General features: G+C 40.3%; 13 protein-coding genes. 10 read left to right on the top strand and 3 right to left on the bottom strand.

The genetic code is table 11. The annotated features are described in order from the left end of the window. The coding region (locus BMZ95_RS10115; protein ID WP_143455017.1) for a transposase at positions 1 to 217 on the bottom strand (217 nt) is incomplete at its 3' end. A gap of 414 nt (positions 218 to 631) precedes the next feature. Next, positions 632 to 886 carry a 30S ribosomal protein S20 gene (gene rpsT / locus BMZ95_RS10105; protein ID WP_003694299.1) on the bottom strand — a complete coding sequence of 85 codons (255 nt, stop codon included), beginning with the start codon at positions 884 to 886 and terminating at the stop codon, positions 632 to 634. 309 nt (positions 887 to 1,195) lie between these two features. Between rpsT and rpsO the strand changes: the two genes are divergently transcribed. From rpsO to BMZ95_RS10055, 10 genes are all read left to right on the top strand, one after another. Then, positions 1,196 to 1,465, top strand: a complete 270-nt coding sequence (gene rpsO / locus BMZ95_RS10100; protein ID WP_041820020.1) for a 30S ribosomal protein S15 — start codon at positions 1,196 to 1,198, stop codon at positions 1,463 to 1,465. Positions 1,466 to 1,778: 313 nt separating this feature from the next. Beyond that, positions 1,779 to 2,651, top strand: coding sequence for a 4-hydroxy-tetrahydrodipicolinate synthase (gene dapA, locus BMZ95_RS10095; protein ID WP_046922679.1), 873 nt, complete (start codon positions 1,779 to 1,781; stop codon positions 2,649 to 2,651). Between the two features lie 17 nt (positions 2,652 to 2,668). Next, complete coding sequence (locus BMZ95_RS10090; RefSeq protein ID WP_014073683.1) at positions 2,669 to 4,441, top strand: ribonuclease J; 1,773 nt, start codon at positions 2,669 to 2,671, stop codon at positions 4,439 to 4,441. Between the two features lie 54 nt (positions 4,442 to 4,495). After that, positions 4,496 to 5,383 (top strand): hypothetical protein, encoded by an 888-nt coding sequence (locus BMZ95_RS10085; protein ID WP_046922678.1) that lies wholly within the window; start codon positions 4,496 to 4,498, stop codon positions 5,381 to 5,383. A 203-nt stretch (positions 5,384 to 5,586) separates the two neighbouring features. After that, entirely contained in the window at positions 5,587 to 6,774 is a 1,188-nt protein-coding gene (tuf, locus tag BMZ95_RS10080; protein ID WP_014073681.1) for an elongation factor Tu, read from the top strand. A 163-nt stretch (positions 6,775 to 6,937) separates the two neighbouring features. After that, the gene (gene tig / locus BMZ95_RS10075) at positions 6,938 to 8,233 is read left to right on the top strand and encodes a trigger factor (RefSeq protein ID WP_046922677.1); all 1,296 of its coding nucleotides are present in this window, start codon (positions 6,938 to 6,940) and stop codon (positions 8,231 to 8,233) included. A 155-nt stretch (positions 8,234 to 8,388) separates the two neighbouring features. Continuing rightward, entirely contained in the window at positions 8,389 to 9,621 is a 1,233-nt protein-coding gene (clpX, locus tag BMZ95_RS10070; protein ID WP_014073679.1) for an ATP-dependent Clp protease ATP-binding subunit ClpX, read from the top strand. Between the two features lie 101 nt (positions 9,622 to 9,722). Then, positions 9,723 to 11,147 (top strand): NADP-dependent phosphogluconate dehydrogenase, encoded by a 1,425-nt coding sequence (gene gndA, locus BMZ95_RS10065; protein ID WP_046922676.1) that lies wholly within the window; start codon positions 9,723 to 9,725, stop codon positions 11,145 to 11,147. Between the two features lie 226 nt (positions 11,148 to 11,373). After that, complete coding sequence (locus BMZ95_RS10060) at positions 11,374 to 12,060, top strand: response regulator transcription factor (protein ID WP_003694283.1); 687 nt, start codon at positions 11,374 to 11,376, stop codon at positions 12,058 to 12,060. Positions 12,061 to 12,074: 14 nt separating this feature from the next. Continuing rightward, positions 12,075 to 12,965 (top strand): HAMP domain-containing protein, encoded by an 891-nt coding sequence (locus tag BMZ95_RS10055; protein ID WP_225357387.1) that lies wholly within the window; start codon positions 12,075 to 12,077, stop codon positions 12,963 to 12,965. 4 nt (positions 12,966 to 12,969) lie between these two features. Here the strand turns inward: BMZ95_RS10055 and BMZ95_RS10050 are convergent. Beyond that, positions 12,970 to 13,218, bottom strand: a 249-nt coding sequence (locus BMZ95_RS10050; protein WP_143455016.1) for an IS3 family transposase, incomplete at its 5' end; no start/stop codon positions are given.

The following is a 13,218-nucleotide window of genomic DNA, read 5'->3' as shown; positions in this document are numbered from 1 at the left end:
TTTGATAATAGTCTATCACAGCCAGTTTAAAATCAGTGTCAAATATTCTCTTATTTCTACTATGACGAATTTTACCTTGAAGTCGATATGTTTGAATCCAGCTTCGAATAACCCTTGAATTGAGGTTGTATTCTCGAGCTAATTGGATACTCGTTGCCATTCCCTGATTATATTTACTAATAATTTCCGCTTTCAGTTCCGGACTGTACTTTGCCATAAAAAATACCCCACAATCATTAGACTACTTTGTCTAACAATTATAGGGCACTTCAATTTGCAATTGCATTTATAATCCGGTTTTATTATATTAATAACGATCTTTTGCTATGATGGGAATAATCAAAAAATCGAGCTTTCCATGTATCAAAACGTCCAGAAGAGAACGTTGTCAGCAATAAATTATTGGCGTACGATTGATCAGGTGATGCATTTTGAAAAAGTCTTGCTTATTAAAATTAAGAAAATTCCGGACAAAGTCAGTATGAATCGACCGACATTGTTCGGTGTTTTGGTTAATTCAAGAGGAAAACGAGCTTTTTTTCCCCACTGCTTTTAATTGATTAAGCAAGGCTTTTTAATAATTTTTGGAAATACAAAAAAGACCGGAACCCCGGTCTTCTCAATAATAAGCTTATTTAGCCAAACGAGCAGCCATGCGTGACTTGTCACGAGCAGCCTTGTTAGCCTTAATCAAGCCTTTTGATTGAGCCTTGTCAACGGCAGAAACTGCTTCGCGGTAAAGTGCTTCAACGTTGTCAGCACCAACAGTCTTAGCTTTTTCAAATTTCTTAATTGCTGTACGCATCTTGCTCAATTGTGAAGAGTTGCGAGCGTTTGCTTTTTCGTTTGTTTTAACACGTTCAATTGCGGATTTGATAATTGGCATCTACTTTCACCTCCACTAAAATGATCCGTAACGGATATCATATAATTTTTCAACATATTTCATTATACAAGAGCAAATTCAACAATGCAATAATAAAATGAAATGTTGTCAAGAAAATTTCCTTGACAGCTATCAAAATACGATGAAACAATGGTGTTTTCAGGTGAAAATAAATTTTTCTTGCAATTGAAAAAGATATCTAGTATATTATTCAATGTACGTTAGAGTACGGACCTTGATCCTGGTTTGGCGACGGCCACCGACGTCTTACTCGGTTCAAGGCAACATTTTTGAAAGGTGGGAAATACATTGGCTATTTCAAATGAAAAGAAAAACGAAATTATGAAGAAGTATGCTCGTCATGAAGGCGACACTGGTTCTGCAGAAGTTCAAATTGCTGTTTTGACGGCAGACATCAACGAACTTAATGATCATATTCGTTCACACAAGAAGGATTATGCTTCACAACGCGGCTTGATGAAAAAGATCGGTCATCGTCGTAACTTGCTTGCATACTTGCGTAGAACAGATATCCAACGTTATCGCGAGTTAATCAAGAGCTTGGGCTTGCGTCGTTAATTTGCCAAAAGAGATCGGAATGTCCGATCTCTTTTTTTAGTTGTTTAATAAAAAATGTTATTGCCGGTGTGAATAACAATTTGCTGATTAGAAAAAGGACATAAGCGAAAAGATATTTGAAATCAAGCATAATTTCAGGTTGGAACGAGCAAAAAAAGCGAGCATGTGTTATAATTAAGGTTCGATAACTAGGTTTTAGCAGATGCATTATTTTTTTAAATGTGGGACGAACGTGAATGACGTTCGGATTGCATAAAAAAAGAAACAGCTTGGTTTTTTGCCAAATACAGAACTGATGAAAGGTAGATAAGCTATGGATTTAAAAAATAGCCACATTATGACTGCAATGGTAACACCGTTCGACAAGGACGGAAACGTTGATTATGAATTATTGAAAAGATTGATTGACCATTTGCTTTCAACTGGAACGGACGGGATCTTGGTATCGGGAACGACGGGAGAAGGCCCGACTCTGACCGAAGAAGAAAAAATAGAATTGATTGAAAAGACGGTTGAATATGTCGCGGGACGTGTTCCGGTTGTGGCGGGAACGGGTTCGAACAATACGAAAACAACAATTGAGTATACGAACAAGGTTGCTAAAATCGATGGGGTTGATGCAGCGCTCGTTGTCGTTCCTTACTATAACAAACCTGATCAGGCCGGAATGATTGCTCATTTTACTGCTGTTGCCGATAACGTTGATTTGCCGATTGTCATGTACAACATTCCCGGACGCACGGGCGTGACGATGGAAGTTAAAACGATTGCTGAGCTTTCAAAGCATCAAAATATCATTGGCATCAAAGATTGTACCGGAATCGTCAATATGGCAGAAATCGTTGCAAATACTCCGGATGATTTCTTGGCATTTACTGGCGAAGATGCTGATGCCTTGGCTGCCAGAAATGTTGGCGCACAAGGCGTTATTTCCGTTGCAAGTCATTTATTCGGAAAAGAAATTAGTCAAATGTATGCCGCAAACTCAAAGGGTGACAACGAACTTGCCGGCGAGTTGATGAGAAATCTTACGCCAAAGATGAAGGCTTTGTTTTCTCATCCGTCTCCGTCACCAGTAAAAGCTGCTTTGAATCATGTCGGAATCGAAGTCGGCGGATGCCGTCTGCCGATTCTTGCGCTTGATGATGCTCAGGCATCAGTTTTATTCAATCAGTTGGGAATTTGAAAAATCGAGGTGGAAAAATGAGTGACATTAAGATCATCGCACTTGGCGGCGTTAGAGAAAATGCGAAGAACATGTATGTCGTTGAAGTTGATGACAATATTTATATTTTAGACTGCGGTTTGAAATATCCTGAAAATGAATTGCTCGGAATTGATACCGTAATTCCTGATTTTGAGTATCTCAGACAAAATGCGAGAAGAATCGTTGGAGTCTTTTTAACTCATGGTCATGCAGATGCGATTGGTGCTTTACCTTATTTTGTGAGTGAATTCGACGTTCCGGTCTTTGGTTCGGAACTTACGATCGAACTTGCCAAGATTGCGTGCGCAAATGAAGATGCGGCAAAAGATTTTGATGATTTTCACATTGTTGACGAAAAAACGGAGATTGATTTTGAAAGCGCAACTGTATCATTTTTTAAAACGACACACTCTGTTCCCGAAAGTTTCGGGATTGTTGTCAAGACTCGCAAAGGCAACATTGTTTACACGGGTGACTTTAAATTTGATCAAACTGCTGCAGTCGGATATAAGACTGATTTGGGACGTTTGGCTGAAATCGGTCATGAAGGTGTTTTGGCGCTTCTCAGCGATTCGGCGAATGCGGAAAATCCCAAAGAAACAGTTGACGAGCACGTTATTTTCGATTTTATCAGTGAAACCTTCGAATATCACAAGGGACGGATTATCGTTGCGTGCGTTGCCTCAAACATTTTGCGCGTGCAACAAATTTTTGAAGCAGCGAATGCAAACGATCGTAAGGTTGTTTTAACCGGGCATGATGCGGAAAAAATCGTCAAAACGGCAATGAGACTCAATAAGCTGCATTTGCCAAGCGACGATTTATTGGTTCCGCTCAAGGATATTAAAAAATATAATGATGATGAAGTTGTTATTTTAGAGACTGGTCGATCAGGAGAGCCACTTAAGTCATTGCAGAAGATGGCTTTAGGAAGACACCGTGCGGTCAACATTCACGAAGGAGACCTCGTGTTCATCACGACTACGCCGTCACATGCGGTTGAAACAACGGTTGCAAAGACGCGCGACATGATTTATCGTGCTGGCGGTACGGTCAAGGCAATCTCTGATGAATTCAATTCGTCAGGCCATGCAAGCAAAAACGATCTTGAGTTGATGATGAATCTGCTTGAGCCTGAATATGTTTTCCCGGTTCAGGGCGAGTATCGTTTGATGTCCGCAAATGCTGATTGCGCAAGTGCCATCGGAATTGACAATGACCACATTTTCTTGCTCAATAAAGGCGACGTTGCTGAATTTGAAAATGACAAAATGATAGTTGCGTCATCTGTTGAGTCCGGAAATACGATGATTGACGGAAGCGGAATCGGTGATATCGGAAATATTGTTCTTCGAGATCGCAAAATTCTTTCAGAGGACGGGATTTTTATTGCTGTTGTAACGATTGATCGCAAAAAGAACAAGATTGTCGATGTTCCAAAGATTGCAACGCGCGGCTTTGTTTATGTTAAGACGAGTCGGGATTTGATGGCCGAAAGTTCAGAACTTGTTGCAAATGTCGTTCAGCAAAATCTTGACAACAAGGAATATGACTGGAGTCACTTGAAACAGGACGTTCGCGATCAGCTAAATCATTTCCTTTACGAACAAACAAAGCGCCATCCGGTTATTTTGCCGGTAATTATGGAGATCAACGCACGTCGCGGTGGAAGACAAGGCAAAAAGAAAAAAGCAAACTCCAAGAGCGAAAAGAAACAGACAAAGGCTGCTCGAACGGAAAAGAAAAATAAGAAAAAGAGCAGTAAGTGATTTAGTGGGGCCGGAGAAAACTTCGGTTCCATTTTTTTAAGAGAGGTACGTTATTTGGAAAAAGGATTGCTGTATAAGAGTGCGGAAAAGTCTTTGGCTAATAAAGACTATTTTAAAGCTGCTGAAGAATTGTCAAAACTTTATGTTGAATACGGCGAAAAAAATTTTCGGATAAATTATTTATTGTTCATTTCTTTCAAAAATTTAAATGAACATGAACGTGCAGTTGAAACAGCTGAGGAATATTTAGAAAGCTATATCAGAGATAATTGTAAATTTAGCCAATATCTAAGCGAAAAGATTCTTTCCGGTGGGATGATTCAGGCACTGCAGCTGAAAAAACAGCTGGAACCTTATATGAAAGAACCAGAACAAAAATATTTTTCACAAGAGATTTCCGAAGCATTTGAAAAGTTTCTTGAAGGGAATGAAAAAACCTTCCAAAAAGTCAACAAGAGATTTGCGCATTGCGGATCTTTGGATTTTCATGAGCAATCTGATGCGGTTAAAGAGGCATGCTGTTTGGATGAAAATTCTTATGTCAAATCCGCCAAGAGAGCCTGCTCTGATGAATATTTGCATCCGATGATATGCGGAAGCATTTTAAGCGAACTAAAAAAACTTGGGTATTCTGAAAAGATCCAGTGTTTCTGTCCATTGTCAAACGAGGTTTGCGATGTCATCCCAAGCAAATTATGTGAAATTGATGAAAGCGTTCTTTACATGAGCATGAAAAAAAGACTTGAAGAAGATTTGACGATTCCCTTTGATTTAAAAGCAAGGTATCTTGATGAAATAAAGATCAAACTGATGATGATCTGGCCGCAAATGCAAGAATTTAATGAAACGAGCGGTGAAGTTTTATATTCTGAATTTATCGGTAAACGTGTTTCAAAACGTTCCGAATGGTTTGAAAAACAGCTTAAAGTCCTGGAAAAATAAGAATTTGTTTAAAATGAACACAAATTTTGCGTTTGGTATTTACAAAAAGTGTTCTTGAATATATAATAATTCAAGGTTTTCAACGAAGGAGGTTCAAAGTGAAATTAATACTTTGAATTCTTTGTTGAAAGTAGTATAATAATGCTTAAAGGATTATCGGCGTCATGCGGATTATCTTTGCAAATTAACAGGAGGTTCTATTAATGGCTAAAGAACATTACGAAAGAACAAAACCCCATGTAAACATTGGTACAATCGGACACGTTGACCATGGGAAAACAACTTTGACAGCAGCTATTACGACTGTTTTGGCTGAAAAAGGTTTGGCTAAGGCTGAAGATTACGCTTCAATCGATGCTGCTCCAGAAGAACGTGAACGTGGTATCACAATCAACACAGCACACGTTGAATACGAAACAGAAAAGCGTCACTATGCGCACATCGATGCTCCAGGTCACGCTGACTACGTTAAGAACATGATTACTGGTGCTGCACAAATGGATGGTGCTATCTTGGTTGTTGCCGCAACTGATGGCCCTATGCCACAAACACGTGAACACATCTTGTTGGCTCGTCAGGTTGGCGTTGAATACATCGTTGTATTCTTGAACAAGTGTGATTTGGTTGACGACGAAGAATTGCTTGACCTTGTTGAAATGGAAGTTCGTGATCTCTTGAGCGAATACGATTTCCCTGGCGATGACATTCCTGTTGTTCGTGGTTCTGCTTTGAAGGCATTGGAAGGCGACGAAGATGCTAAGAAGAAGATTCTTGAATTGATGGATATCGTTGACGAATATATCCCAACACCAGAACGTCCTACAGACAAGCCATTCTTGATGCCTGTCGAAGACGTATTTACGATTACTGGTCGTGGTACGGTTGCTTCTGGTCGTATCGATCGTGGTACGGTTAAGGTTGGCGATGAAGTTGAAATCGTCGGCTTGAAGGAAGACGTTATCAAGACGACTGTTACGGGTGTTGAAATGTTCCGTAAGACTCTTGATCTTGGTGAAGCTGGTGACAACATCGGTGCATTGCTCCGTGGTGTTGACCGTTCACAAGTTGAACGTGGTCAAGTTCTTGCAAAGCCAGGTTCAATTCAAACACACAAGAAGTTCAAGGGCGAAGTTTACGTTCTTACAAAAGAAGAAGGTGGCCGTCATACAGCCTTCTTCTCAAACTACCGTCCACAATTCTACTTCCACACAACTGACGTTACGGGTGTTATCGAATTGCCAGAAGGCGTAGAAATGGTTATGCCTGGTGATAACGTTACATTTACAGTTGAATTGATTGCACCAGTTGCTATCGAAAAAGGTCTTAAGTTCACTGTTCGTGAAGGTGGCCGTACTGTCGGTGCCGGCGTTGTTTCCGAAATCGAAGACTAATATTCAATCGAATGTTAAGAGAGAAGCTGAGGTTAGACTCGGCTTCTTTTTTTGGATTTTTAGAGTTATAAACATTTACAAATCGGCATTTCTAGGTTAAACTAGTTGAGTATGCAATTACAATAACAGAATTGTAGAAACTATTTTACTCGGAGGGAAAATAATGTCTGTAAAATGGGAAAAAGAAGAGGGTACAAACAACGGTAAGTTGACCTTTGAAATCGAACCTGCAAAAATCAAGGAAGGTTTGGACGTTGCATTCAATCGCGTTAAAAAATCTTTGAATGTTCCAGGCTTCCGCAAAGGAAAGGTTCCTCGTCAAATCTTCAATAAAATGTTTGGTGAAGAATCATTGTATCAAGATGCTTTGAATGCTGTTCTTCCTGAAGCATATACGAATGCTGTCAAGGAATCTGACATCAAGCCTGTTGATCAACCGGAAATCGATGTTGAATCAATGGAAAAAGATTCTGCATGGGTTTTGACTGCTAAAGTTACTGTTGAACCAGAAGTAGAACTTGGTGAATACAAAGGCCTTGAAGTGGCTGCACAATCAACAGAAGTTACGGATGAAGACGTTGACGCTGAATTGAATCGTATGCGTGAACAACAAGCCGAACTTGTCTTGAAAGAAGATGCTCCTGCAGAAAAAGGTGATACGGTCGTTATTGATTTTAACGGTACGATTGATGGCGTTCCTTTTGAAGGCGGCAAGAGCGAAAACTATTCTCTTGAACTTGGTTCAAACACGTTCATTCCAGGTTTCGAAGATCAGTTGGTAGGTCATAAAGCTGACGAAGACGTCGATGTCAAGGTAACGTTCCCTGAAGACTATCAAGCAAAGGATCTTCAAGGCAAGGAAGCTGTTTTTGCTACAAAGATTCATGAAGTTAAGGCTAAGGAATTGCCTGAACTTGACGATGATTTTGCAAAGGACGTTGATGAAGAAGTTGAAACTTTAGTTGAACTTAAAGCTAAAGTTCGTGAAGAACTCGAAAGCAACAAAAAAGAAGCTGCTCACGAAAAAGTTCAAGACGAAGCAATCGAAAAGGCTGTTGAAAATGCAAAGATCGGTGAAATTCCAACAGTCATGATTGATGAAGACGTTCATCGTCAAATGGAACAATATCTCGGAGGCATGCAACAACAAGGCATCAGTGCTGACATGTATTATAAGCTCACTGGCACAACGGAAGAAGATCTTCATAAGCAGTTTGAAGAAGGCGCTGAAAAGCGTGTCAAGACCAATCTTGTTCTTGAAGCAATCGTTGCTGCTGAAGGCGTAACGGCCACTGAAGAAGAAATTGACAAAGAAATCAAAAAATTGGCTGCTCAATACGGCATGGATGAAAAGGCAGTTCGTTCTGCATTGTCAGATGATATGCTCAACCATGACATTTCAATCAGAAAAGTTGTTGATGAAATCACAGATTCTGCAAAGCAAGTCGAAAAGGATTAATTTCTGTTAATCGGAATTGAGAATACGGTGATTGCGGTAATTTGTCTGCAATTGCCGTATTTTTTTGGTTGCTTCAATCAAAATTGAGCCAACTATTAGCGTTTATTCTCAATCTCTGATAAAATGGAGTAAATAAACTACTAAGGTGATAATAAATGTACGACAATACAGATCAAAGTGAATCAGCAATCTGCTCGTTTTGCGGTAAAAGCGAACACCAGGTCAAAAGCATGATTTCCGGACCGGGAGTTTACATCTGCAACGAATGCGTTGAGTTGGCACAGTCAATCATCAGTGAAGAAAACAAGGTTTCTGCACAGCGCGAATTGACTGATGTTTTGACGCCAAAGGAAATCGTAAAAACTTTAAATCAGTACGTCATTGGTCAAAACGAGGCCAAGAAGACATTGGCGGTTGCGGTTTACAATCATTACAAGCGCATCAACGCAATGCTTGAAGATGAGAACGAAGATACGGAACTTCAAAAAAGCAATATCTGCCTGATTGGACCAACCGGGTCCGGCAAGACGTATCTTGCGCAAAGTTTGGCGAAATTGCTGAACGTTCCTTTTGCAATCGCTGATGCTACGACGTTGACTGAAGCAGGTTACGTTGGCGAAGACGTTGAAAATATTTTGCTGAAGCTCTTGCAAAATGCGGATTACGATGTAGAGCGTGCACAAAGAGGAATCATCTACATCGATGAAATTGACAAAATTGCTAAAAAGAGCGAAAACGTTTCAATTACGCGTGACGTTTCTGGTGAAGGCGTTCAACAATCTTTGCTTAAAATTTTGGAAGGAACGATTGCGAACGTTCCTCCGCAAGGAGGCAGAAAGCATCCGCAGCAAGAATTTATACAAATAGATACGACCAACATCTTGTTTATTGTTGGTGGTGCTTTCGATGGTATTGAAAAAATCGTCAAGAACCGCTTAGGCGATAAAACAATTGGATTTGGCGTTGAAGCACGCAAGAACTACGATGAATCAAAGAGCTTGATGCAACAGATTATCCCGGAAGATTTGCTTAAATTTGGTTTGATTCCTGAATTTATCGGACGTTTGCCAATTATAACCGCTCTTGAAAAATTGACGGAAGATGATCTGGTTCGAATATTGACTGAACCCAAAAATGCTTTGGTTAAGCAATATGCTAAACTTCTGTCGTTCGATGACTGTGAATTGGTTTTTGAAGACGATGCTTTGCGCGAAGTTGCGCGTTTGGCAATCAAACGTAATACCGGCGCACGCGGATTGCGTTCGATCATTGAAGCAACGATGCGCGATGTTATGTTTGACGTTCCGAGCGATAAGGATATCGCCAGGGTTGTTATTACGAAAGAGACTGTTGACGGTACGGGAAAGCCTGAAATCGTCAAAAAGTAATTGGTATCTAAAAATTAAGTTATTCGTAATGTATTTTATTTAATTTTGCCGGTTTTTTTGATAAAATTAACGCGAATAGTTTTTTCAGGAGGGTTCTACAGATGGATAAACCACAAATTGGTGTTATTGGTATGGCCGTAATGGGCAAAAATTTGGCTTTGAACATAGAAAGCCGCGGATTTACGGTTGCAATTTTCAATCGGTCAGGTTGGAAGACAGAAAAGGTTGTTGCAGATCACCCGGACAAAAATCTTGTTCCGAGTTACACGATTGAAGATTTTGTCAACTCTTTAGAGAAGCCGCGTCGGATTATTTTGATGGTTAAGGCCGGTGCTCCGACGGATGCGACAATTGCCAAATTGCTTCCGTTCCTTGAAAAAGGCGATGTTTTGATTGATGGCGGCAACACGTTCTTCGAAGACACGGTGCGTCGCAATAAGGAACTTGACAACTCTGGAATCAACTTTATCGGCATGGGCGTCTCAGGCGGTGAAAAGGGTGCTCTTGAAGGTCCGTCGCTTATGCCCGGTGGTCAAAAAGAAGCCTATGATCTTGTTGAGCCAATCTTGAAGAAAATTGCTGCCAAGGCAGAAGACGGTGAACCCTGCGTATCTTACATCGGTCCTAATGGTGCTGGTCACTACGTAAAGATGGTTCATAACGGAATTGAATATGGAGATATGGAGCTTATCTCTGAAAGCTATAACCTTTTGCGCAATTTGTTAGGGCTTTCCGTCGAAGAAATCGCAGACATCTTCCATGAATGGAAAGACGGTGAACTTGACAGCTATTTGATTGATATTACTGCGGATATTTTGATGCGCAAAGATGATGAAGGAACAGATAATCCGATTGTCGATATGATTCTCGATCGTGCTGGAAACAAGGGAACGGGCAAATGGAGTTCACAAAGTGCGCTTGAACTTGGCGTACCGCAATCATTGATTACGGAATCTGTTTACTCACGTTATATTTCAGCATTGAAAGATGAGCGCGTTGCTGCTTCTAAGGTTTTAAAAGCTCCTGCTAAGGTTGAAATTACGGATGACGAAAAGAAGGAACTGATTGAAAAGATTCGTCAAGCGCTCTATTTCAGTAAGATTATGAGTTACGCTCAAGGTTTTGAACAAATGCGCGTTGCTTCAGAACATTATGACTGGAATTTGAAGTATGGCGAACTTGCTATGATTTGGCGTGAAGGCTGCATTATTCGTGCACAATTCCTGCAAAAGATAACTGATGCGTTTACTGCTAATCCTAAACTTAAGAATTTGCTTCTTGATTCGTATTTTACGGATGTTGCTGCTAAGTATCAGTCTGCCGTTCGTGATGTTGCTGCGCTTGCAATCCGTGCCGGCATTCCGTGCCCTGGATTTACCAGCGCAATCACCTATTACGATCAATATCGCTCAGAAGTTCTTCCGGCCAACCTTATTCAGGCTCAACGCGATTACTTTGGTGCTCACACATATGAACGTACTGATAAAGAAGGCATGTATCATTACGAATGGTACCATGAAGAGTAATCATCCGTATGATTGTTCAACGTCAGCCCAGTAGGTTGGCGTTTTTTATTGTTTTTATAGTTGAAATATTATAAAATGATTAGAGGGGCACCTTAATCATTGTTGGTATTCGCAACTAAATACTTTTTAAATGGTGCCTAAACGTGTATACTATAAGTTAGCTTAAAAGTATAAAAGAGTGTATGGAATGCTTATTTCAAAAAATATTTTTTTAGGAGTGTAATAGATGAGCAGAATTTTGATTATTGAGGACGAAGATAATTTGTCCAACTTCGTTAGCCTTGAACTTCAACATGAAGGATATGAAACAAAGGTATGTGAAAATGGTCGTGAAGGCTTGGATACTGCATTGAATGAAGATTGGGATGCAATTTTGCTTGACTTGATGCTCCCAGAACTGAACGGATTGGAAGTATGCCGTCGTCTTCGTCAATCAAAGAGCACGCCGATTATTATGATGACTGCGCGCGATTCTGTCATCGATCGAGTTTCCGGGTTGGATCACGGAGCTGATGATTATGTCGTTAAGCCATTTGCAATTGAAGAATTGTTGGCACGTTTGCGTGCCGTTTTGCGTCGCGTTGATTTCGAAAATGACAATGGAACGACAAAGCAAACAACCGTAACTTATCGTGATTTGACAATTGAAAAGGAAAACCGCGTCGTACGTCGCGGTGACGAAATCATCGAGCTTACTAAGCGTGAATATGAATTGTTGTTGACGCTGATGGAAAACATTAATGTTGTTTTAGCGCGCGACGTTCTTTTGAAAAAAGTTTGGGGATATGAATCTCAAATCGAAACCAACGTTGTTGACGTATATATCCGTTACCTACGCAATAAGATCGACCGTCCAGGCGAAGACAGCTACATCCAAACTGTTCGTGGTACCGGGTATGTAATGCGTTCCTAAGGTTTTGTAAAAAGATGTCAAAACTTTGTAACGAAAAAAATGGCAGCAGATCCTTTTTCTCGCTTAAAGCAAAGTGGTCGATCGGTACGGGAATTGGGGTTTTGATAATTTTTGCGGTTTTCTCGGTAATGCTTTTTCAAAGTTTTTCAAGTTTGCTGATGAATCAGGAAAAGCAATATGCAGAAGATTCTTTACGGACTGCAATCGGAAAGCTGGCGGACAACGAAGGTGAGTTAACTAAGCAGGATGTTGTAAAAAGTCTAAGTCTTAAGATAACTCCAAGCGACAACCAGAATTTGTATACGAATTCCGTTTATACATCGCTGACTCGTGAAAATATCGGAATCAGTGTCTATGATTTATCAGGCGATCTTGTATTCGCCTCAAGGAACGTTCCTGTCAAATTCAGTTCTGGCAGCTATCAAGAGAGTCGTCTGGCTAAAGACAAGAACGGACGGTCAATCTATGTTTTGAGTCATTCCGTTTATTCCAAGACAACTCACCAGACGATCGGATATGTTCAGGTTACGAATAGTTTAATCAGTTATGATCGAACAAGGAAAAGACTGGTAATTATTTTTCTTGTCTTTGGTTTGACTGCGGCTTTTGCGCTCGCGCTGCTTGCTTATGGACTTTCATCGTGGCTTTTGCGGCCAGTCGACGACATTCATGACGTTATCGGAAAAATTACCCAAGGTGATGAAAGCGAGGCATTGGCCAACGTCAGAGTTCCCGAATACAACTACAAAGATGAGCTCGTTGAATTGGGCGAAATGTTCAACGGCATGCTTGATCGAATGGAGAGGTACGTTGAACAGCAGCAACAATTTGTTGAAGACGTTTCTCATGAATTAAGAACGCCTGTAGCTATCATGAAGTGCAATAAAAAAGTTAGACAAAATTAAACAATTAAGCTGTCATGGCATGATTTCGGTATTCTACCGGAGTCATGCCTTTTGTTTTTAAAGAAACCCGTTCGTAATTAAAGAAATGGATGTAGTCTTGAACCATCATTTTAAATGCAGTAATGTCTTCAAATAATGGTAGCCCATCCAGCAACTCAGTTTTCAGTATGTGGAAAAAGCTTTCCACTGGTGCGTTATCCAGACAATGTCCCTTACGAGACATACTTTGAACAAAGTGATGGTTAGCCAATCT

Origin of the sequence: Ligilactobacillus ruminis DSM 20403 = NBRC 102161 (genome assembly GCF_900113455.1) — a bacterium.
In the GTDB taxonomy this organism is placed as follows: Bacteria; Bacillota; Bacilli; order Lactobacillales; family Lactobacillaceae; genus Ligilactobacillus; species Ligilactobacillus ruminis.
Note: the sequence above shows the minus strand (reverse complement) of the source record. Positions and strands in the feature narration are given on the sequence as shown.

Bases quoted from the DNA above. Each gene is read 5' to 3' on its own strand.
- rpsT (WP_003694299.1), bottom strand. From the start codon at position 886: ATGCCAATTATCAAATCCGCAATTGAACGTGTTAAAACAAACGAAAAA.
- dapA (WP_046922679.1), top strand. From the start codon at position 1,779: ATGGATTTAAAAAATAGCCACATTATGACTGCAATGGTAACACCGTTC.
- BMZ95_RS10090 (WP_014073683.1), top strand. From the start codon at position 2,669: ATGAGTGACATTAAGATCATCGCACTTGGCGGCGTTAGAGAAAATGCG.
- tuf (WP_014073681.1), top strand. From the start codon at position 5,587: ATGGCTAAAGAACATTACGAAAGAACAAAACCCCATGTAAACATTGGT.
- tig (WP_046922677.1), top strand. From the start codon at position 6,938: ATGTCTGTAAAATGGGAAAAAGAAGAGGGTACAAACAACGGTAAGTTG.
- clpX (WP_014073679.1), top strand. From the start codon at position 8,389: ATGTACGACAATACAGATCAAAGTGAATCAGCAATCTGCTCGTTTTGC.
- gndA (WP_046922676.1), top strand. From the start codon at position 9,723: ATGGATAAACCACAAATTGGTGTTATTGGTATGGCCGTAATGGGCAAA.
- BMZ95_RS10060 (WP_003694283.1), top strand. From the start codon at position 11,374: ATGAGCAGAATTTTGATTATTGAGGACGAAGATAATTTGTCCAACTTC.
- BMZ95_RS10055 (WP_225357387.1), top strand. From the start codon at position 12,075: ATGTCAAAACTTTGTAACGAAAAAAATGGCAGCAGATCCTTTTTCTCG.